The sequence below is a fragment of the Sphingobacterium sp. E70 genome (genome assembly GCF_019285695.1).
In the GTDB taxonomy this organism is placed as follows: Bacteria; Bacteroidota; Bacteroidia; order Sphingobacteriales; family Sphingobacteriaceae; genus Sphingobacterium; species Sphingobacterium detergens.
In genome coordinates, this window is record NZ_CP079104.1 from 2,160,457 (window position 1) to 2,180,199 (window position 19,743).

The 19,743-nt window shown below is 39.1% G+C and carries 22 protein-coding genes and 12 pseudogenes; 1 reads left to right on the plus strand and 33 read right to left on the minus strand.

Annotated elements, in window-relative coordinates; translation table 11 throughout:
• Positions 1-129: 129 nt before the first annotated feature.
• The 28 genes and pseudogenes from KUH03_RS15395 to rplC all read right to left on the minus strand — a co-directional run bounded on the left by KUH03_RS15395 (position 130) and on the right by rplC (position 14,518).
• Positions 130-1,122 (minus strand): DNA-directed RNA polymerase subunit alpha, encoded by a 993-nt coding sequence (locus KUH03_RS15395; protein WP_077438111.1) that lies wholly within the window; start codon positions 1,120-1,122, stop codon positions 130-132.
• Positions 1,123-1,218: 96 nt separating this feature from the next.
• Positions 1,219-1,827, minus strand: a complete 609-nt coding sequence (rpsD, locus tag KUH03_RS15400; protein ID WP_223584518.1) for a 30S ribosomal protein S4 — start codon at positions 1,825-1,827, stop codon at positions 1,219-1,221.
• 60 nt (positions 1,828-1,887) lie between these two features.
• Complete coding sequence (gene rpsK, locus KUH03_RS15405) at positions 1,888-2,244, minus strand: 30S ribosomal protein S11 (protein ID WP_257097003.1); 357 nt, start codon at positions 2,242-2,244, stop codon at positions 1,888-1,890.
• A 42-nt stretch (positions 2,245-2,286) separates the two neighbouring features.
• Positions 2,287-2,662: pseudogene (rpsM, locus tag KUH03_RS15410) on the minus strand (30S ribosomal protein S13).
• Positions 2,663-2,692: 30 nt separating this feature from the next.
• Positions 2,693-2,809 (minus strand): type B 50S ribosomal protein L36, encoded by a 117-nt coding sequence (gene ykgO / locus KUH03_RS15415; RefSeq protein ID WP_013665024.1) that lies wholly within the window; start codon positions 2,807-2,809, stop codon positions 2,693-2,695.
• Positions 2,810-2,854: 45 nt separating this feature from the next.
• Positions 2,855-3,073: a translation initiation factor IF-1 gene (gene infA, locus KUH03_RS15420; protein WP_002997456.1), complete on the minus strand. Its 219-nt coding sequence runs from the start codon at positions 3,071-3,073 to the stop codon at positions 2,855-2,857.
• Between the two features lie 74 nt (positions 3,074-3,147).
• Positions 3,148-3,930 carry a type I methionyl aminopeptidase gene (map, locus tag KUH03_RS15425; protein WP_104385207.1) on the minus strand — a complete coding sequence of 261 codons (783 nt, stop codon included), beginning with the start codon at positions 3,928-3,930 and terminating at the stop codon, positions 3,148-3,150.
• 9 nt (positions 3,931-3,939) lie between these two features.
• A pseudogene (secY, locus tag KUH03_RS15430) lies at positions 3,940-5,272 on the minus strand (preprotein translocase subunit SecY).
• 3 nt (positions 5,273-5,275) lie between these two features.
• Positions 5,276-5,721 (minus strand): annotated as a pseudogene (gene rplO / locus KUH03_RS15435) (50S ribosomal protein L15).
• 118 nt (positions 5,722-5,839) lie between these two features.
• Positions 5,840-6,019, minus strand: a complete 180-nt coding sequence (gene rpmD / locus KUH03_RS15440; RefSeq protein WP_046674880.1) for a 50S ribosomal protein L30 — start codon at positions 6,017-6,019, stop codon at positions 5,840-5,842.
• Positions 6,020-6,024: 5 nt separating this feature from the next.
• On the minus strand, positions 6,025-6,543 hold the full coding sequence (rpsE, locus tag KUH03_RS15445) for a 30S ribosomal protein S5 (protein WP_104385209.1): 519 nt from the start codon (positions 6,541-6,543) through the stop codon (positions 6,025-6,027).
• Between the two features lie 12 nt (positions 6,544-6,555).
• Positions 6,556-6,908: pseudogene (gene rplR, locus KUH03_RS15450) on the minus strand (50S ribosomal protein L18).
• 5 nt (positions 6,909-6,913) lie between these two features.
• Positions 6,914-7,468 (minus strand): 50S ribosomal protein L6, encoded by a 555-nt coding sequence (gene rplF, locus KUH03_RS15455; RefSeq protein ID WP_257094573.1) that lies wholly within the window; start codon positions 7,466-7,468, stop codon positions 6,914-6,916.
• Positions 7,469-7,489: 21 nt separating this feature from the next.
• Positions 7,490-7,890: pseudogene (rpsH, locus tag KUH03_RS15460) on the minus strand (30S ribosomal protein S8).
• A 135-nt stretch (positions 7,891-8,025) separates the two neighbouring features.
• Entirely contained in the window at positions 8,026-8,295 is a 270-nt protein-coding gene (gene rpsN / locus KUH03_RS15465) for a 30S ribosomal protein S14 (RefSeq protein ID WP_028071569.1), read from the minus strand.
• Positions 8,288-8,856, minus strand: a pseudogene (gene rplE, locus KUH03_RS15470) (50S ribosomal protein L5). The gene rpsN and the pseudogene rplE overlap by 8 nt, the downstream one beginning before the upstream one ends.
• Positions 8,807-9,201, minus strand: a pseudogene (gene rplX / locus KUH03_RS15475) (50S ribosomal protein L24). Before rplX ends, rplE begins: the two co-directional pseudogenes overlap by 50 nt.
• A 2-nt stretch (positions 9,202-9,203) precedes the next feature.
• Positions 9,204-9,570, minus strand: a pseudogene (gene rplN / locus KUH03_RS15480) (50S ribosomal protein L14).
• Position 9,571: 1 nt separating this feature from the next.
• Positions 9,572-9,826 carry a 30S ribosomal protein S17 gene (rpsQ, locus tag KUH03_RS15485; protein WP_046674872.1) on the minus strand — a complete coding sequence of 85 codons (255 nt, stop codon included), beginning with the start codon at positions 9,824-9,826 and terminating at the stop codon, positions 9,572-9,574.
• 13 nt (positions 9,827-9,839) lie between these two features.
• Positions 9,840-10,058: a 50S ribosomal protein L29 gene (rpmC, locus tag KUH03_RS15490; RefSeq protein ID WP_108636200.1), complete on the minus strand. Its 219-nt coding sequence runs from the start codon at positions 10,056-10,058 to the stop codon at positions 9,840-9,842.
• Positions 10,059-10,176: 118 nt separating this feature from the next.
• Positions 10,177-10,571, minus strand: a pseudogene (gene rplP, locus KUH03_RS15495) (50S ribosomal protein L16).
• A gap of 13 nt (positions 10,572-10,584) precedes the next feature.
• Complete coding sequence (gene rpsC, locus KUH03_RS15500) at positions 10,585-11,427, minus strand: 30S ribosomal protein S3 (protein WP_257094574.1); 843 nt, start codon at positions 11,425-11,427, stop codon at positions 10,585-10,587.
• Positions 11,428-11,438: 11 nt separating this feature from the next.
• Entirely contained in the window at positions 11,439-11,750 is a 312-nt protein-coding gene (gene rplV / locus KUH03_RS15505) for a 50S ribosomal protein L22 (protein ID WP_249776120.1), read from the minus strand.
• A gap of 128 nt (positions 11,751-11,878) precedes the next feature.
• Positions 11,879-12,144 (minus strand): annotated as a pseudogene (gene rpsS, locus KUH03_RS15510) (30S ribosomal protein S19).
• A pseudogene (gene rplB / locus KUH03_RS15515) lies at positions 12,144-12,969 on the minus strand (50S ribosomal protein L2). Before rplB ends, rpsS begins: the two co-directional pseudogenes overlap by 1 nt.
• Positions 12,970-12,975: 6 nt before the next feature.
• Complete coding sequence (gene rplW / locus KUH03_RS15520) at positions 12,976-13,242, minus strand: 50S ribosomal protein L23 (protein ID WP_257094576.1); 267 nt, start codon at positions 13,240-13,242, stop codon at positions 12,976-12,978.
• 24 nt (positions 13,243-13,266) lie between these two features.
• Positions 13,267-13,895 (minus strand): annotated as a pseudogene (gene rplD, locus KUH03_RS15525) (50S ribosomal protein L4).
• A 5-nt stretch (positions 13,896-13,900) separates the two neighbouring features.
• Positions 13,901-14,518: a 50S ribosomal protein L3 gene (gene rplC / locus KUH03_RS15530; protein ID WP_104385215.1), complete on the minus strand. Its 618-nt coding sequence runs from the start codon at positions 14,516-14,518 to the stop codon at positions 13,901-13,903.
• 339 nt (positions 14,519-14,857) lie between these two features.
• On the opposite strand from rplC, the gene KUH03_RS15535 reads away from it, so the two are divergent.
• Entirely contained in the window at positions 14,858-15,328 is a 471-nt protein-coding gene (locus KUH03_RS15535; RefSeq protein ID WP_257094578.1) for a DinB family protein, read from the plus strand.
• Positions 15,329-15,534: 206 nt separating this feature from the next.
• Here KUH03_RS15535 and KUH03_RS15540 read toward each other — a convergent pair whose 3' ends face one another.
• The 5 genes from KUH03_RS15540 to KUH03_RS15560 form a co-directional block, all read right to left on the minus strand.
• Complete coding sequence (locus KUH03_RS15540) at positions 15,535-16,488, minus strand: YafY family protein (RefSeq protein ID WP_257094580.1); 954 nt, start codon at positions 16,486-16,488, stop codon at positions 15,535-15,537.
• Positions 16,489-16,653: 165 nt separating this feature from the next.
• Positions 16,654-17,049: a hypothetical protein gene (locus tag KUH03_RS15545; protein ID WP_257094582.1), complete on the minus strand. Its 396-nt coding sequence runs from the start codon at positions 17,047-17,049 to the stop codon at positions 16,654-16,656.
• A 129-nt stretch (positions 17,050-17,178) separates the two neighbouring features.
• Positions 17,179-17,754, minus strand: a complete 576-nt coding sequence (locus KUH03_RS15550; RefSeq protein ID WP_257094584.1) for a response regulator transcription factor — start codon at positions 17,752-17,754, stop codon at positions 17,179-17,181.
• A 12-nt stretch (positions 17,755-17,766) separates the two neighbouring features.
• A complete protein-coding gene (locus KUH03_RS15555; protein ID WP_257094586.1) occupies positions 17,767-19,434 on the minus strand; it encodes a sensor histidine kinase in 1,668 nt (555 codons plus the stop codon).
• A gap of 71 nt (positions 19,435-19,505) precedes the next feature.
• Positions 19,506-19,670, minus strand: a complete 165-nt coding sequence (locus tag KUH03_RS15560; protein WP_257094588.1) for a hypothetical protein — start codon at positions 19,668-19,670, stop codon at positions 19,506-19,508.
• Positions 19,671-19,743: the final 73 nt, after the last annotated feature.

A 19,743-nucleotide genomic window follows, 5' to 3' on the forward strand; every position in this document is an offset into this window, starting at 1 on the left:
TGATTTTATTATACTATATGTACCGTTCTTGTTTTACCTAAATTGCTAAACCTTTCAGAGGCAATACGCCCATCTTCTTCAGCAATCGACTTCAAGAGGAATTACATATAGTGGTCGCTTAATAAATTATTATTCTTCGTCTAATTTATATTTTGCTAAGTTCATTCCGAATGATAAACCTTTAGATTTAACCAATTCTTGGATTTCACTTAACGATTTTTTACCGAAGTTCCTGAATTTCAACATATCAGCTACGTCGTAAGTTACCAACTCAGCTAATGTGCGAATATCAGCAGCTTTCAAACAATTCAATGCACGCACTGAAAGGTCAAGGTCTACTAATTCAGTTTTCAAAATCTTACGCATATGCAAGATTTCTTCATCGACTACTTTAGTTTCTTCTTTCGTTTGAGACTCCAGAAGCATATTCTCATCAGAGAATAAAATAAAGTGTTGAATTAAGATCTTAGCAGCCTCTTTTAAAGCTTCTTCGGGGTGAATTGAGCCATCTGTAGAAATATCTAACAACAACTTCTCGTAGTCAGTTTTTTGCTCTACACGGTAATTCTCAATGGTATATTTAACATTCTTGATCGGAGTAAAGATCGAATCGATAGCGATAACACCTACTGGAGCGTCAGTCACTTTATTCTCATCTGCATTTACATATCCACGACCTTTAGCAATACTCAATTCCAATTCAATTGTCACTGCGTTATCCATGTTACAGATTACTAAGTCTGGATTTAAGACAGTAAAGTTATTAGAGAATTTTGTGATATCACCAGCTAAGAATTGTTCTTGACCATTGATTACTACAAATACCTTTTCGTTGTCGCCAATCTCACCTGTTTTTTTGAAACGGATTTGTTTCAAGTTCAAGATAATTTCAGTTACGTCTTCAACAACACCTTTGATCGTTGAAAATTCGTGCGAAACGCCAGAAAACCTTATCGACGTAATTGCATATCCTTCTAACGAGGACAATAGAATACGGCGCAAAGCATTACCAATGGTTACACCAAAACCAGGCTCCAATGGACGAAATTCAAACGTACCATCAAAATCCGTAGATTTTTGCATGATAACTTTATCCGGTCTTTGAAATGCTAAAATTGCCATTTATTTTCTTTTAATGTTTTATTTGTAATAATAATTGTAATACAATAGAAAGATGCATACCCCAAAAATGGACTATGCATACTTCTATTTTATTTATTATTTAGAGTATAACTCAACGATTAAGTTCTCTTTGATGTTTTCAGGAATATCAGATCTTTCTGGATAGCTTAAGAAAGTACCTGTCAATTCTTTCGCATTCCACTCTAACCAAGAAAATTTATTTACAGTACGACCTGCAACTGAATTTGTGATGGCTTCAAGAGTTTGAGAACGTTCACGAACTGCTACAACGTCACCTGGACGCAAGCTATATGATGGAATGTTAACAACGCTTCCGTTAACAGTAATGTGTTTGTGAGATACCAACTGACGAGCAGCGGCACGAGAAGTAGCAATACCTAAACGGTAAACTACGTTGTCCAAGCGAGCTTCAAGTAATTTCAAGAAGATCTCACCTGTAATACCTTGTTTAGAGGCAGCTTTAACAAATAAGTTTGCGAACTGACGCTCCAATACACCGTAAGTGTATTTTGCTTTTTGTTTTTCTAACAACTGAATAGCGTATTCAGATTGTTTACCTCTGCGTTTAGAAGCCCCGTGTTGTCCAGGAGGGTAATTTTTCTTTTCTAACGCTTTATCTGGGCCGAAGATCGGCTCTCTAAATTTACGGGCAATTTTGGACTTAGGTCCTGTATATCTAGCCATTTTCTTTTACAATTAAAGTATCTATCAGCCTATAGCCGATGAATCTTATCTTTAAATTAATTAAACTCTTCTGCGTTTTGGAGGACGACAACCGTTGTGAGGAAGTGGAGTGATATCCTTGATAGTAGTCACATCGATTCCTACAGTTTGTAATGTTCTGATTGCCGATTCGCGACCAGCACCAGGTCCTTTAACAAACACTTCAACTTTGCGTAAACCCAAATCATGAGCAACTTTTCCACAATCTTGTGCAGCCTGACCAGCAGCGTATGGAGTGTTCTTTTTAGAACCACGGAAACCCATTTTACCAGCACTAGACCAAGAAATAGTTTGTCCTTGATTGTTAGTCAAAGTTACAATGATATTGTTAAACGTTGCGTTAATGTGAGCCTGACCTACAGGTTCAATAACAACGATACGCTTTTTTGCAGCTTTTTAGTTTTAGCCATTTCTTATTTATTATTTAGTAGCTTTTTTCTTGTTTGCAACTGTCTTACGTTTACCTTTACGAGTACGTGAGTTATTTTTAGTACGTTGACCACGAACTGGTAAGTGTTTACGGTGACGCAATCCACGGTAACAACCGATATCCATTAAACGTTTGATGTTTAATTGAACTTCAGAACGCAATGCACCTTCTACTTTCAATTCGTCGTTGATGATGCTACGAATTGCTGCCAATTGCTCATCATTCCACTCTTGTACCTTCACATCTTCGCTGATACCAGCTTTTTCCAAGATATATTCAGCTCTTGTACGACCGATACCAAAAATATAGGTAAGGCCGATCACACCTTTTGTTTTTAGGTAAATCAATACCTGCTATCCTTGCCATATAATATTAAGCTATTATTTTTTTAATGAATTAACCCTGACGTTGTTTAAACTTAGGGTTCTTTTTGTTGATTACAAAAACTTTACCTTTACGACGGATGATCTTACAGTCCGCGCTACGTTTTTTTATTGATGCTCTTACTTTCATGATATTTATTTTTTCAAAAGCTTGCGCTAATTAAAAGGCTTACGACTATTTATAGCGGTAAGTGATCCTTCCCTTAGTCAAATCATACGGAGACATTTCCAATTTAACTTTATCCCCAGGTAAAATTTTGATATAGTGCATACGCATTTTACCAGAAATATGGGCAATGATTTCATGTCCATTTTCCAACTCTACCCTAAACATAGCATTAGAAAGTGCCTCTCTAATTATACCGTCTTGTTCTATTGAGGCTTGTTTAGCCATATATTCTCGATTAAATTTAATTTAAAAGCCTGCGAACAGGAGTGCAAAGATAAATAAAAATAATTGAAAACCAACTACTTTTTGTTCAAAACTTTCTCTACATGTTCGAATGTCAGCAACACATCTGGTTCTCCTTTTCGGATTGCAACCATCTGTTCGAAGTGCGCCGATAACTTCCCATCTACTGTACTTACAGTCCAACCATCATCCCAAAAACGAACACCTGCGCGTCCTGCATTGATCATCGGTTCGATACAAATAACCAAACCTTCTTCCAATTTTGGACCTGCGCCACGTTTTCCGTAATTCGGAACCTCAGGTTTCTCATGTAAATGATATCCAACGCCATGTCCGACCAGTTCGCGCACAATTCCGAAACCGAATTTGCTCACGTACTCTTGAACCGCAGAGGAAATATCCCCAACACGTTTACCGGCCACAGCCTGTTCAACACCTTTGTACAATGATTCCTTTGTGACATCCAACAACAATTGCGCTTCCTCAGAAATTTCACCAACACCAAAAGTGTAGGCTGAATCACTGATAAAACCGTTCAAATTGACACCCCCATCGACAGAAACAAGATCACCATCTTTAATTTCGTAATCGCTAGGAAAACCGTGTACAATCTGATCGTTGACAGAGATGCACAAAGAGTATGGAAATCCATGATAATTTAAGAACGCTGGCGTTCCACCGTTATCATGAATATACTCATAAGCTAATTTATCAAGAGATATAGTTTTTACCCCAGGTTTAATCACTTTTGCGATTTCACCAAGCAATTGCGAAAGCACATCTGCTGACTTCCGCAATTGCTCTATATCATCTGCTGACTTATAAAATACTTTAGACATCTAAAGAAATTAAATTGCCGAATGATCCATTCCCTCTACAGACGCGGCCGAACGACCTTTAATACGACCTGTTTTCATCAATCCATCGTAATGACGCATCAATAAATGAGATTCGATCTGTTGCAAAGTATCCAACACCACACCTACTAAAATCAATAAGGACGTACCTCCGTAGAAGTGCGCAAATTGATTATTAATACCAAACAAACTTGCAATAGCAGGTAGAATAGCAATGATCGCTAGGAAAATTGCACCTGGAAATGTAATATTTGATATTACGCGGTCTATAAAATTACTAGTTTCCAATCCCGGTTTAATACCTGGGACAAAACCTCCGTTTTTCTTCATGTCATCTGACATCTGTTGTGGATTAACCATGATCGCTGTATAGAAGAACGTAAATGCGATAATTAACACCGCAAAAGTCACGTTGTACGCTACAGAAGTATAGTTACTCAACGAAGTCAAAAATTCCGACTGAAGATTTGGGAAGAACTGTCCTAAACTCATCGGCACAAACATAATTGCCTGTGCAAAAATGATTGGCATTACACCTGCAGCATTTACCTTTAACGGTATATACTGACGTACTCCACCGACTTGCTTGTTTCCAACGATTTTCTTCGCGTATTGTACAGGGATCTTACGAACCCCTTGTACGATCAAGATCGTAAAGATCACAACGAAAACAAAGCCACAAATTCAAGCAACAATGGAATTGGACCACCACCACCTTTCGCCATTCTAGAAACCCATTCCGCAGTGATACCACTTGGCAATTGAGCGATAATACCAGTCATGATGATCAAAGAAATACCATTACCGATACCTTTATCAGTAATTTTTTCCCTAACCACATCACAAATAAAGTACCGCCTGTCAAAACTATGGCAGTCAGAATCGTGAACAATGGGTCAGCGATTGTCTTAGCACTTGGCTCGATCTGAGTACGTACATAAGCAAAAGCTTGAAGCAAAGTAATCCCTAATGTTAAATAGCGAGTAATCTGATTCATTTTTTGACGACCACTTTCCCCTTCTTTCTGCATCTTTTGGAAGTAAGGAACCGCGATGCCCAACAATTGAACAACAATGGATGCCGAGATATATGGCATTACCCCTAACGCAAAGATAGCTGAACGAGAGAACGAGCCCCGCAAACATATCCAATAGGCCCAATAAACCCTCTTTTTGACCGGAAGCCAAAGCTTGAGGATTTACACCTGGTAATACCACGTGACATCCAATACGGTAAATCAAAGAAAAAGTAAGGTATTTAGAATACGCGTACGTAAATCATCGATTTTCCAAATATTGGTTAAGGTTGTGATTAGTTTCTTCATTTATTAAATTTTAACGATAGAACCGCCTGCAGCTTCGATAGCTTTTTGAGCAGAAGCAGTAAACGCGTGCGCTGTTACTTCAACTTTAGCTTTCAATTCACCGCGACCCAAGATTTTTACTTTGTCATTTTTAGACACTAATCCATGAGCTTTCAATGCATCGAAATCTACAGCCGTCAAATTGAATTTCTCGATCAACGCTTGCAAAGTATCTAGGTTGACACCATTGTACTCAACACGGTTGATGTTTTGAAACCAAATTTAGGTACACGACGTTGCAAAGGCATCTGACCACCTTCGAAACCGATTTTCGTAGAGTGACCTGAACGAGAACCAGCACCTTTGTGACCACGTGTAGAAGTACCACCACGACCAGAACCAGTACCACGACCGATACGTTTGCTACCTTTTACTGCACCTTTTGCAGGTTTTAAATTACTTAAGTTCATTTTTAAACTAAATTGTGCTAGCCCTTCGCTCTCACTAAACAGGTACTAGCGATTAAAAATAATGATTATTAATAACAAGTAATGGAAAGAGCCCAAAGACCCTTTCCATATGCTAATATTAAATAGTTTCGATAGCTACTAAATGGTTTACTTTACGTACCATTCCAATGATTGATGGAGTAGCTTCAACTTCTACTGAGTGGTTGATTCTTTTCAAACCTAATGCCTCAATAGTTTTCTTTTGGCGCTCGCTTCTGTCGATAACGCTCTTTATCTGGGTGATTTTGATTTTTGCCATGATAATTAACCGTTAAATACTTTATTCAAATCGACACCGCGGTGTTGTGCCACTGTATATGCATCACGCATGTTTGCTAAAGCAGTTACAGTTGCTTTTACCACGTTGTGTGGGTTAGAAGAACCTAATGATTTAGCCAATACGTCTTTGATACCAGCAGACTCCAATACTGCACGCATTGCACCACCTGCCAAAACTCCTGTACCACCTACAGCTGGTTTAATCAAAACTGAACCACCAGAATATTTACCATATTGTGCGTGAGGAACAGTACCTTTGATTACAGGAACTTTCACTAAATTTTTCTTTGCGTCGTCGATACCTTTAGTGATAGCTTCAGTTACCTCTTTCGCTTTACCTAAACCGTAACCAACGATACCGTTTTCATCACCTACTACAACAATTGCAGAGAAGCTGAAAGTACGACCACCTTTAGTAACTTTAGCTACACGTTGGATACTTACTAAGCGATCTTTCAATTCAATTTCGCTTGATTTTACTCTTTTTATATTGCTTAATGCCATTTCTTTCTAAGATTAAAAGTCTAAACCGCCTTCGCGAGCACCTTCAGCCAAAGATTTGATACGGCCATGGTATAAGTACCCATTACGGTCAAAAACTACTTTATTAATACCTGCTGCTACTGCTTTTTCAGCAACCAATTTACCTACAGCTTTAGATTGATCAACTTTGTTACCAGATGCAACAAAATCTTTTGACAAGCTAGATGCAGCAACTAATGTTTTACCTGCATTGTCATCAATGATTTGCGCATAGATACCTTTGTTACTTCTAAAAACCGATAAACGTGGACGTTCAGACGTTCCAGCAAGGTTTTTTCTGATTCCTTTTTGATTCTCTCTCTACGAGATGCTTTTTGTCCTGCCATGATTATTATTTTTTAGCTGATTTACCTGCTTTTCTTCTCAACACTTCGCCTTCAAACTTGATACCTTTTCCTTTGTAAGGTTCTGGTTTACGGAAGCCACGGATTTTAGCCGCGATCTGACCGATCAATTGTTTGTCAGCACATTCTAAAGTGATTGTAGGGTTTTTACCTTTTTCAGCAGTAGTTGATACTTTAACTTCATTTGGCAATACAAAAACAATCTGGTGAGAGAAACCTAAAGTTAACTCTAATACATTACCAGTACTTGTAGCACGGTAACCTACACCGACTAACTCTTGAGTAGTTTTGTAACCTTCAGTCACACCTTGAACCATGTTGTTCAACAGGGAACGGTATAGACCGTGTAATGCTTTGTGTTTCTTTTGATCAGTTGGACGTGTCACGACGATATTGCCTTCTTCTTGAGCAATATTGATGTCACGGTCAACTTGTTGTGTTAATTCGCCTTTAGGACCTTTTACTGAAACTAAGTTTTTGTCCGAAATAGTAACAGTTACCCCAGCAGGGATAGCGATAGGCGCTTTTCCAATTCTTGACATTTCTTTGTGCTTTTACCTAGATTAATAAACGTAACATAAAACTTCACCACCAACATTTTGAAGTCTAGCTTCTTTATCTGTCATTACACCTTTAGATGTTGACAAGATAGCAATACCTAAACCATTCAAAACACGAGGCATAGTATCAACGCTTGCATACTTTCTTAAACCAGGTTTACTCACACGTGTCAACGTACGAATAGCCGGAATTTTGCTAATTGGGTTATATTTCAATGCGATTTTGATCGTACCCTGTACGCCATTCTCATCGAATTTGTAATTAGCAATGTAACCTTTGTCAAAAAGAACTTTAGTGATTTCTTTTTAAGGTTCGATGCAGGAATTTCAACAACCCTGTGGTTGGCCTTGATGGCATTCCTTACTCGTGTAAGGTAATCCGCAATTGGATCTGTAGTCATTATATATGAAAATTTGTGACAGCGGTTTCCTCCCAACCATTGGTATGGGACCTTCTATCTGTTAAACAATTTTAAAATGCAAAAACCCCGGCAATCCCTAGTAGAATTGCCCGGGCAAAATTAAGTATTTTTTTTTAATTACCAAGAAGCTTTTTTCACCCCTGGGATCTTGCCATCTAAAGCCATCTCACGGAAAGTTACACGAGAGATACCGAATTGACGCATATATCCTTTAGGACGGCCAGTCAATTTACAACGGTTGTGTAAACGTACCGGAGAAGCATTTTTAGGTAATTTATCTAATGCAACGTAATCGCCAGCAGCTTTTAATTCTGCACGTTTTGCCGCATATTTAGCTACCAATTTAGCGCGTTTTACTTCGCGTGCTTTTAATCCTTCCTTAGCCATTGTTATTAGTATTTTGATTTTTAAATGGTAAACCGAACTGCTTCAACAATTCTAAAGCCTCAACATCATTTTGAGCAGAAGTCACGAAAGTGATATCCATACCTTGGATCTTGTTGATTTTATCAATGTTGATCTCAGGGAAAATGATTTGTTCAGTGATACCTAAGTTATAGTTACCACGTCCGTCAAAACCTTTATCGTTGATACCGCGGAAGTCACGAATACGTGGAAGCGATACTGCTACCAAACGATCCAAGAATTCAAACATGTTGTTATCACGTAAAGTAACGCGTGCCCCTACAGGCATGCCTTTACGCAATTTAAAGTTTGAAATATCTTTTTCGATTTTGTAGCAACAGCTTGTTGACCTGTAATCAAAGTCAATTCTGCGATAGCGTTATCGATCAATTTCTTGTCAGCTGTTGCAGCTCCTACGCCTTGTGAAACAACGATTTTCTCAAGTTTAGGAACCTGCATAATACTTTTATACTGAAATTTTTCTTGAAGTGCTTTACGGATTTCCTCCGCATATTTCACTTTTAATCTTGGTACGTAAGTCATTATTTAATTTCCTCCCTGATTTTTTAGCGTAACGAACTAATTTACCATCTGCATTTAACTTACGACCTACACGAGTAGTTTCACCCGTTTTAGGATCGATAACAGCTAAATTAGAGATGTGAATACCAGCTTCTTTCTCAATGATACCACCATTAGGATTAGCTGCACTTGGTTTAGTGTGTTTTTTACGATGTTAGCGCCTTCAACGATAGCTCTATTTTTATCCACTAAAACAGTTAATACTTTTCCTTGAACACCTTTAGAGTTACCAGCGATAACTTTCACTAAATCACCTTTTTTAATTTTGATTTTGTGCGTAGTCGTTTTTGTTTTCTTGATTGCCATAATTATAAAACCTCCGGTGCTAGTGATACAATTTTCATGAACTGTTTCTCACGCAACTCTCTGGCAACAGGGCCAAAGATACGTGAGCCACGTGGCTCATCATTATTATTTAATAATACAGCGGCGTTGTCATCAAAACGGATATAAGAACCATCTTTACGACGGATTTCTTTTTCGTTCTAACTACTACTGCTTTAGAAACGGAACCTTTTTCACGTTTCCTGAAGGCATAGCGCTTTTCACCGATACAACAATCTTATCTCCGATTGATGCATAACGCTTACGCGTACCGCCCAATACACGGATTACTAAAACTTCTTTAGCACCGCTATTGTCAGCTACATTAAGTCTTGATTCTTGTTGTACCATGTTATTTAGCTCTTTCTATAATTTCAACTAATCTCCAGTTTTTTGTTTTACTCAGCGGACGAGTTTCCATGATTAATACCGTATCGCCGATACCGCAGGTATTAGTTTCGTCATGAGCTTTAAATTTAGTAGTTTTTTTAACGAACTTACCATAGATAGGGTGTTTTACTTTACGCTCAACACTTACTACAATAGATTTGTCCATTTTGTTGCTAACTACTAAGCCGATTCTTGTTTTTCTTAAATTTCTTTCCATTTCGACTTAATTTTTACGCCTCAGAGGCTGTTTCGTTTTTAGCTGCAGCTTTGCGTGCACTGATCTCTGTACTAATACGAGCGATAGCTCTGCGTGCTGCTTTGATCACGTTAGGGTTCTCAATAGCTGAAACAGCATGTGCAAATTTCAATTTTGTAAGGGCCGTTTTCTCCTCGACTAGACGAGCTGCTAGGTCCTCATTAGATAATTCTAAAATTTCTGAATTTTTCATGTTTTTTCAGTTGTTATTTGGGTTATCATCCGTTTATATATAGCGTTAGGGGTAACGGCCCTAACGCTTAAATGATGACATTACCAAGATTTTTATGCTTCAACGTAGTCTCTACGAATCACAAACTTAGTTTGAACCGGAAGTTTTTGAGCTGCAAGGCGTAAAGCTTCTTTGGCAATTTCAAAGGCACACCTTCTGCTTCAAATAACATACGGCCTGGGCGTACTACTGCTACCCAGTATTCTGGAGCACCCTTACCTTTACCCATACGTACCTCTGCAGGTTTTTTCGTAACAGGTTTGTCAGGAAAATACGAATCCAAACTTGACCTTCACGTTTCATATAACGTGTAACCGCAATACGAGCTGCCTCGATTTGACGACTAGTGATCCATGCTTGCTCCATTGTTTTGATACCGAAAGAACCGAAAGCTAACTCCGCTCCACGAGAAGCGTTACCTTTCATGCGGCCTTTCTGCATCTTTCTGAACTTCGTTCTTTTTGGCTGTAACATGTTCGTATACTTTTTAAATCTGCTTCTTCAGCAGGTTTTTGTTGTAATCTAAATAAACTCTATTAATCTTTTTCGGACCACGGTTATTTCCACCACGGTTGTTTCCACCACGGTTGTTTCCACCGCGACCACCTTTGTTGTTACGGTTGTCACGACGTTCGCCACCACCTTCGTGGTTACCACGTGATTTTACACCTGATGCTTGACCAATGTTTGGAGATAAGTCACGTTTACCGTAAACCTCACCTTTACAGATCCAAACTTTGATACCGATTTTACCGTATGTAGTCAATGCTTCAGCTAAAGCGTAGTCGATATCAGCACGCAATGTGTGTAAAGGAGTTCTTCCTTCTTTGTATTGTTCAGTACGTGCCATCTCAGCACCACCTAAACGACCAGAACACATGATTTTGATACCTTCTGCACCCATACGCATTGTAGAAGCGATTGAAGTTTTCATTGCACGACGGAATGAAATACGCGCCTCTAATTGCTTAGCGACACCTTCAGCTACTAACTTAGCATCTAACTCAGGGCGTTTGATCTCGAAAATGTTGATTTGAACATCCTTTTTAGTCAGTTTTTTCAACTCTTCTTTGATCTTGTCAACTTCTTGACCACCTTTTCCGATAACGATACCTGGACGAGCAGTGTGAATTGTAACAGTGATACGTTTTAAAGTTCTTTCGATAACAACTTTAGCAACACCACCTTTTGCAATACGAACAGAAAGATATTTTCTGATTTTTTCGTCTTCAACTAATTTATCGGAATAGTTTTTACCTCCGAACCAGTTAGAATCCCAACCTTTGATGATTCCTAATCTGCTACCTATTGGATTTGCTTTTTGTCCCATTTCTCAATAAATTAGTTTTGTTCAACGTTTAATTTGCTATCAACTACCAACGTAACGTGATTTGAACGTTTACGAACTCTGTATCCGCGACCTTGAGGAGCTGGACGCAATCTTTTCAATTGACGACCTCCACCTACTGATACTTCTTTTACAATAAGTTCGCTTTCTTCCACTGATTTACCTTCGTTTTTGGCTTCCCAGTTTTTGATTGCAGATAATAATAATTTTTCTACACGAGCAGCAGCTTCTTTACTAGAGTGTTTCAAAATGTATAATGCATTTTCAACACGCTGACCACGAATTAAGTCTACCACTAAACGCATCTTACGAGGCGAAGTAGGGCAGTTCAATAATTTGGCATCCGAAGCTCCACCTTGTTGAGCTTTCTCTTGCTCTTTGCGCTGTCTGATTAAGACAGACTTTTTAAGTTTTTTGTTGCTTCCATTACCTATTATTTTTTCTTTTCTGCGTGGCCTCTGAATGTACGCGTAGGCGCGAATTCACCAAGCTTGTGACCTACCATATTTTCTGTTACATAAACAGGGATAAATTTATTCCCGTTGTGCACTGCGAAGGTATGGCCAACAAAATCAGGTGAAATCATTGATCTACGAGACCATGTTTTGATAACTGACTTTTTGTTAGTTTCATTCATAGAAAGAACTTTTCTTTCTAAGTTGTGATCGATATAAGGACCTTTTTAATTGAACGAGCCATTATTTTTTCCTTCTCTCAATGATGTAACGATTCGATGTTTTCTTCTTGTAACGTGTTTTGAAGCCTTTAGCTAATACACCTGTACGTGAGCGTGGGTGACCTCCTGAAGTACGGCCTTCACCACCACCCATAGGGTGATCTACTGGGTTCATTGCAACACCACGAACTCTTGGACGACGACCTAACCAACGTTTGCGACCTGCTTTACCTAACACTTGGTTAGATCTTTCATGGTTCGATACTGAACCAATTGTAGCAACACAAGTCAATAAGATCATGCGTGTTTCGCCTGAAGGCAATTTGATGATGGCATATTTACCATCACGAGCAGACAATTGAGCATAAGTACCAGCCGAACGAGCAATTGAACCACCTTGACCAGGATTTAATTCAATGTTGTGGATGATAGAACCCAATGGAATGTTTGCTAATGGTAATGTATTACCAACTTCTGGGGCAACTTTATCACCTGCTACTACAGTTTGACCAACTTTTAAACCAGCTGGAGCAATGATGTAGCGTTTTTCACCATCTACGTAGTGCAACAATGCAATACGAGCAGTACGGTTTGGATCGTACTCAATAGTAGCTACTTTTGCAGGGATATCTTTTTTATCGCGTTTGAAATCAATTAATCGGTATACTTTTTATGTCCCCACCGAGATAACGCATAGTCATTTTACCGGAGTTATTACGACCACCTGATTTCTTGTTGATTTTTACTACCAACGATTTTTCAGGAACGTTTGTAGTAACATCAGAATAATCTGCGCCTATTCTGAAACGAGTACCAGGGGTTACCGGTTTGAATCTTTTAACTGCCATCTTAAATTATATAGTACTGTAAAAGTCAATAGTTTCGCCATCTTTAATAGTAATGATAGCTTTTTTATACTTAGGAGCTCTACCAGATACGAAACCTGCTTTTGTGTAACGGCTTTTTGCTTTACCTGCTACAACTGCAGTATTTACAGCAAGAACTGTAACACCGAACATAGCTTCAACAGCTGATTTAATCTGGATTTTGTTTGCTCTGTGATCTACTTTGAAAGCGTAACGGTTTAATTTTTCCGTTAACAATGAAGCTTTCTCAGTCAAGATAGGTTTTTGATAATTTCCATATTACTTAGCTAATGCTTCCTCCAAAGTTTTAACAGAATCTGTAGTCAACAATAATTTTGTTGCATTTAATACATCATATGTATTTAAATCAGAAGCAACAATAACTTTTGCTTTTTCAAGTTTCTGCTTGATAAATAAACATTTTTATCATATGCTGGCAAAACCAATAAAGTTTTTTCGTCAGCAATGTTCAACGCGTTTACTAATGCTACATAGTTTTTTGTTTTGCAAGAATCAAATTGAACTGCATCCAAAACTACGACATTGTTATCTTGAGCTTTGTAAGACAACGCTGATTTACGTGCTACTTGTTTCAATTTTTTGTTCAATTTGAACGAGTAATCACGAGGTTGAGGACCGAATACACGACCACCACCATTAAACAATGGAGATTTGATAGAACCCGCACGAGCACCACCAGTACCTTTTTGTTTGTGTAATTTACGAGTTGAACCCGCGATTTCATTACGTTGTTTAGATTTGTGAGTTCCTTGGCGTTGGTTCGCTAAGTATTGTTTCACATCCAAATAGATCGCATGATCGTTAGGCTCTAACCCAAATACCGACTCAGGAAGTTGCACCTTGGCACCTGTTTCTTTACCTGATAAATTTAAAACTTTAACTTCCATCTCTACTATTTGTCTACGATTACATAAGAACCTTTAGCTCCTGGAATGGAACCACTAACAACGATAAGGTTTTGCTCAGCGTAAACTTTCAACACCTGTAAGTTTTGAACTTTAACTCTGTCACCACCTGTACGACCAGCCATGCGCATACCTTTAAATACGCGTGAAGGCCATGATGAAGCACCTAATGAACCTGGAGCACGCAATCTGTTGTGCTGACCGTGAGTCGCACCACCTACACCACCAAATCCATGACGTTTCATTACACCTTGGAAACCTTTACCTTTTGAAGTACCGACTACATCTACGAATTCGCCTTCCTCGAAAAGTGTAACGTCAACTACGTCACCAAGTTGTTTTGCATCTGGGAAAGTTTTAAACTCTACCAACTTACGCTTAGGCGTTGTGTTTGCTTTCGCAAAGTGCCCTTTCAAAGGAGCTGTCGTGTTTTTCTCCTTAGCTTCGTCGAAACCAAGTTGAATTGCCGAGTAGCCATCCTTTTCTTCCGTACGTATCTGCGTAACCACGCACGGCCCGGCCTGAATCACTGTACAAGGAATATTTTTCCCATCAGCGTTAAACAGGCTCGTCATTCCTACTTTTTTTCCAATAATACCTGACATGTTGTAAATTAATTAATTAAAAGTCCTTCGAAGCAGTAGGGCTTCGCTCAAGACACACTATTCCCATTAAGGGACTGCAAAGTTACAAACATTTTTATAACTGTCAAATAATTAGTGAATTATTTTTTTATTTTCTATTTTACTCCGTTATCCGTTTTTATTCGTCCAATTACACAGCTCATGTTCCCCATCATTACAACCTGCACAAAAATATAAAAAAACAATATTTCTATTTTTCTACTGCCATACAGCTGTCATTGGTTTAGCTAATTTTGAACTGTCTTAACAACGTAAGACACTTAGTATAGACTAAAATTTAAATACTTTAATACGATAATCATGAAAACAGAAATCATTTCCAAGAACGAATTACTTGCACATTGGTTGGGCCACAGAAATTTAACAAGAAAAGCAATCGAAAAATTTCCCGAAGAAGCACTTTTCAACTATAAAGTAGAGGGCATGCGGACATTTGCCGAAATGATCCAGGAGCTCTTGGGTATTGCTGTCCCAGGACTACAGGAAATTGTCAATAATAAAAGCGGTGAACTTAATGAGAAGTTTAACTATACAACCAAGGCTCAACTGCTACAAGCTTGGGACGAAGCCACTCCGCAGATCAGTGCATTATTCGACGAGATTCCAACAGAACGTTTCTCCGAAGAATTTAACCTATTCGGCCAATACAATTCGCCGATCATCCACAGTATATTCTATTTCATCGATAATGAGATCCACCACCGTGGTCAAGGATTTGTTTATTTACGCCTGTTGGGTATCCAACCTCCATTTTTCTGGGAGCGTGATTAATTGTTGAATTTGAGATGAGAGATATTAGATTTGAGATACTAGTATTACTAGTCGAAGACATAATAATGGCTACCCGTCACATTATTATTGACATCTTAAAATCTATATAATATAAAAGATACTTGTTCGGGTTCAACTCAGATACCGGACAAGTATCCTTCTTTAGTAATCTCGTGATGGGGAACCCCAAGCCCCCTAACCTCAGATTAAACCTGTTCGATTGCTGCCGCCAGCAATTGTTTTACGGTTCCTTTTAGCGATTCCGGCTCTATAATCTTTCCTTTATCAGCAAACATGAGATACCAACGGGCAAACCCACCTTCAACATGAATGCTTTCAAAGTGCATTTCAACATAACTATCAGTAACCACTTCTTTTTGAAATCCAAAGTAATGGCGATCCCATTCCATATATCGCGCCATCTCCTTGTCCACCTGGACCACCACTCTGGTTGTCGGCATTTCATGTTTCTTATTCAGGAAAAATGAAAGTTCAGGATGATCTTTCCCAAAATCGTCAGCAAGTATCCGGATATTGTTGATTCGGTCCAGGCGAAATTGCCTATAATCCTTTCGGAGTTTACAAAAAGCAAGGACGTACCAAAACTTACTTTCCACAAAAATACCGACTGCTTCGATTTCACGTTTTTCTGGAGTTTTGTCGGAGGGTTTGGAATAATAGATTTCCACGCATTTTTTCGCTGCTATACTTTCAATAAGCGTATTGGTTCCATGCGTTAATTTTTCATTGAATTGATGACGTTCTCCCCGTACCAAAAAGTTCTCTCCGACCAGAGCAACATGTTCCTTTTCATTACCTCTCAAAATAGCTTTCATCTTGAGCATTGCTGTCGTAAAATGGTGGGCGAGATTCTTGTCTGTATACTTTTCGACCAATTTCTCTGCGGCGACAAAACTCAAGGCCTCTTCGCGGCTAAATTGCAATGGCGGCATCTTATACCCCTCAACCAAAGAGTAACCATTTCCTGCTTCGCCATAAATCGGTATTCCAGCCTGCATCAGGGATCGGATATCACGATAGATTGTCCGTAGGCTTACTTCATATTTTTCTGCCAGCGCAGCAGCTGTCACCACAGGTTTTGCCTGCAGGTGCATATAGATAGCAAGGATACGGTCGAATCGTTTCTGAATGTCGGTCATAGGGATAAAGGTACGAGTTATTCCATATTTTTAAACTAAATGATATTGATTAAAAACAGCATGACAAAACAAAAAATCACGATCCAAATACATGGATCGTGATTTTTATTACCAAAAGCCTCTAGAGCAGCGATGGCTATTGTTTTGTCCCTTGGAAGAGGTATACTACATCACCGCTGGCCTCAGCCTCCGTAGTGATCTGGATATTCTTATCATCAATTGTATAAGTAATTCCCCCATAGGTCCCTGACCGGAAACATGGATATTGGAAACATTTTGTACAGGGAATGTTTTTGCTGTAGCTCTACTGTAAGCCTCTCCTGCTTTCACTGTTGCTTTCACCTTACCATCATCGACTTTGGTAACTGTGATAATCGCATTAAAATATTCAGCGTCACCACCGATGACCATCTTTCCTTTAAACGTGCCTACAATGGCATCTATTTTTCCTGAGACTATTGGCTCATTCTTATCTTTGCTACATCCGACAAAGATCATTGCAACCATTGCCACCAGGCAAAGGATCTTTAGGTTTTTGTTTATTGTTTTCATCTTTTGCATATCTATATAAGCAAAAGTAGAAATACACTGTACACAGGACAATACCACGAAATAGGGTAATTTATCCTCCTAATTTTAGGGTATCCCTGTTCCTAATGAATTAGAGCAAATTTTCCTTAAATAATATTGTCAACAGTTCTGCGGTATTTTTACGGCAAATTTCTGAATCAGATTTTTCCGATACGTATCCACCGTCAATGGGCTTAAGAATAGTTTTTCGGCAATTTGTGCACTTGTCTTTCCTTCCGCCAGCAACTGCAATACCTGCTTCTCGCGCATTGTCAGTGAGGGTAGTTGTCGGGTTGGGGAGGCCGCTATAATCCGTTGTGTTGCCCCGCATAAGGCCATGCTACCTTGAGAAACTTTCTGAATACAAGTAATAATTTCTTCCGCATCAGCACTTTTCAAGATATATCCAGCAGCACCATTGGCAAGCATCTGTAGTATGCTATTGCGCGCCATATGATTACTAAAGCCAACGATGATCAGCTCAGGATGGTTCTTCTTGAGTTCGCCGCAGAGATCGATACCATTCGCATCGGGCAAAGCGATATCCAACAAGAGCAGATCTATCTGATCCTGTTTCAAAAAATCAGTCAGCGCCTGTCCCAGCGAAAACCCCAGTACGCGGTCGTAGGATAGATTCTCTTTTAAAAATGATTTGATCCCTTCGATGGCAATTGGATGATCGTCCAAGATCGCCAATGTTTTTGCTGCTCAGACATATATTTCGATATTGACACTTGTTCCCGCCCCAGGCTGCGACAAGATATTCATTTTTCCATTTAAATATTCAACTCTCATTTGTACATTTTTAAGTCCCATTCCCCCTTTAGCTTCCCCAACCGCCTCCACATCAAATCCTTTTCCATTGTCGTCCACCCCGATCAAAAAGCCTTGCTCGTTTTGCAGGCATTGCACAATGATTTGATCGGCATTCCCATGTCGAATGGCATTGTTGATCAACTCCTGAATAATACGATAGATATTGACCTGCATATTCTCCGCAATATTGTTGAACAGGCCATTGCACTGCAACTCAATGGCAACAGCACCATGCTGCATCGAAGTACAGAGATCTTCAAGGGCCACCAATAGCCCCGAGCGTGATAAGTTTTCGGGCATCATATTGTGGGCGATCAGCCTGACATCCGAGATCATCTGGTCCAGCTGAGATTTTATCCCATCCAATACAGGCAGATTCCCTTCGGAAGAGATCTGAAGTCTCATCGCCGTCAAATGGCCACCAAGGCCATCATGCAAATCACGGGCAACCCGATGACGTTCCAGCTCCTCCCCTTCCAATAGTGCTTTGGTCACCCGAAGTTCTTGCTGCTGCGCCAACAGTTCCATATCGCGCTGCGTTTTCCTCTTATTCTGACGATATAAATAAACAGATAAACCGAGCAAAAACAGCAATATCAAAGAAAATATACCCAATATATAATTATACAAACGCTGATTTTTCTGTTGAAGTACCGTCTGCTTCTGTTCAAACTCCAATCTCATGATCTTTTCGTTCTTCTCGGCCGTTCTAAATTTGGTTTCAAGACCAGCTATTTCACTTTTATAAGCCGCCTGGGCCAAACTATCTTTAATGGCAACATGTTTTCCCAGCCATTTATAGGCATTGGGGTAATCCTTTAATTTGGCATAGGTATCAGACAAATCCTTGGCAAATTGCTGCATGTTACTTGTCATATCATAAGGCATATCCCGCATGACAATCTTAAGCTCCTTCAATGCCAGTTCATATCTTTCCAAACTAAAATAGATATTAAACTTCTGATAATGCATCATGCCGATCTCATAAGGCATATTTAGTCGTTCTGCAATTTTCAGTGCTTTCTCGGCAACCTCGAGGGCCTTCGTGAAATCATTTTTCGCACAATAATACATGCTGGCTGTTTCACCATAGTTTAGGTGAGCTACTGACTCCTTTAGCGTATCTAAAATTTGCTCCGATTTTAACAGATAAGATTTTGCGAGATTAAGTTCGCGAGATTCAACATATTCACGCGCCAAGTTTAGTAATGATATTGCATGTCTGTCTTTTGACAGGGGATATTTTTCATAGAGTTCAAGCCCTTTTTTAAAATAATAGATACCTTTTTCTGTATCGCCAATTTCCTTAAAAGCAAAGCCAATCGATTGGTAGGATTTAGCAGCTTGATTATAGTCCTTCTGTTTGATTGCTGCGGGAATTATTTTATCAACCTGGATCCGTACCATACCTTTCCGATCATCTTTATGATCGATGATCATGGCGTAATTCCACCAAGCCTTCACCCAAAATTCATAAGCTTCCTTAGTCTTAAATTTTTCGAGCATCACCGCAGCCTGTTTATACAGCTGTAAGCATTCATCAGTTTCACCCGCAGTCATAAAGATATGGGAGGCACTATAATAGGTGTATAGTGCTTTCAGGTAAGGCTTCGTTGTACACAGTTTCTTCGCTACCCCAGATAACCTGTCGCCGCGACAGTATCTTTCCGCTCAAACATGAGATTATTTGCCAATAATAGCGCTGCTCTGGCCTTCACGCTATCGTTCTTAACGGTATTGAATACATTCCGTAGACTATCAATGGAACTGATTGATGCCCCCCTGCTGTAATGCAAAAATATATAAAAGCGTACCGCACAGTAGCATCGTAAGAAAAACAAGTTTTTTCATCTATTTAGTTTATTGACA

Excerpts from the sequence above, each read along its gene's own strand:
- KUH03_RS15395 (WP_077438111.1), bottom strand. The coding sequence starts at position 1,122 with ATGGCAATTTTAGCATTTCAAAGACCGGATAAAGTTATCATGCAAAAA.
- rpsD (WP_223584518.1), bottom strand. The coding sequence starts at position 1,827 with ATGGCTAGATATACAGGACCTAAGTCCAAAATTGCCCGTAAATTTAGA.
- ykgO (WP_013665024.1), bottom strand. The coding sequence starts at position 2,809 with ATGAAAGTAAGAGCATCAATAAAAAAACGTAGCGCGGACTGTAAGATC.
- infA (WP_002997456.1), bottom strand. The coding sequence starts at position 3,073 with ATGGCTAAACAAGCCTCAATAGAACAAGACGGTATAATTAGAGAGGCA.
- map (WP_104385207.1), bottom strand. The coding sequence starts at position 3,930 with ATGTCTAAAGTATTTTATAAGTCAGCAGATGATATAGAGCAATTGCGG.
- rpmD (WP_046674880.1), bottom strand. The coding sequence starts at position 6,019 with ATGGCAAAAATCAAAATCACCCAGATAAAGAGCGTTATCGACAGAAGC.
- rpsE (WP_104385209.1), bottom strand. The coding sequence starts at position 6,543 with ATGGCATTAAGCAATATAAAAAGAGTAAAATCAAGCGAAATTGAATTG.
- rplF (WP_257094573.1), bottom strand. The coding sequence starts at position 7,468 with ATGTCAAGAATTGGAAAAGCGCCTATCGCTATCCCTGCTGGGGTAACT.
- rpsN (WP_028071569.1), bottom strand. The coding sequence starts at position 8,295 with ATGGCTAAGGAAGGATTAAAAGCACGCGAAGTAAAACGCGCTAAATTG.
- rpsQ (WP_046674872.1), bottom strand. The coding sequence starts at position 9,826 with ATGGAAAGAAATTTAAGAAAAACAAGAATCGGCTTAGTAGTTAGCAAC.
- rpmC (WP_108636200.1), bottom strand. The coding sequence starts at position 10,058 with ATGAAAAATTCAGAAATTTTAGAATTATCTAATGAGGACCTAGCAGCT.
- rpsC (WP_257094574.1), bottom strand. The coding sequence starts at position 11,427 with ATGGGACAAAAAGCAAATCCAATAGGTAGCAGATTAGGAATCATCAAA.
- rplV (WP_249776120.1), bottom strand. The coding sequence starts at position 11,750 with ATGCGTTTAGTGGTAGACTTAATTCGTGGTCAGCGTGTTGAAAATGCA.
- rplC (WP_104385215.1), bottom strand. The coding sequence starts at position 14,518 with ATGTCAGGTATTATTGGAAAAAAAGTAGGAATGACGAGCCTGTTTAAC.
- KUH03_RS15535 (WP_257094578.1), top strand. The coding sequence starts at position 14,858 with ATGAAAACAGAAATCATTTCCAAGAACGAATTACTTGCACATTGGTTG.
- KUH03_RS15540 (WP_257094580.1), bottom strand. The coding sequence starts at position 16,488 with ATGACCGACATTCAGAAACGATTCGACCGTATCCTTGCTATCTATATG.
- KUH03_RS15545 (WP_257094582.1), bottom strand. The coding sequence starts at position 17,049 with ATGCAAAAGATGAAAACAATAAACAAAAACCTAAAGATCCTTTGCCTG.
- KUH03_RS15555 (WP_257094586.1), bottom strand. The coding sequence starts at position 19,434 with ATGACTGCGGGTGAAACTGATGAATGCTTACAGCTGTATAAACAGGCT.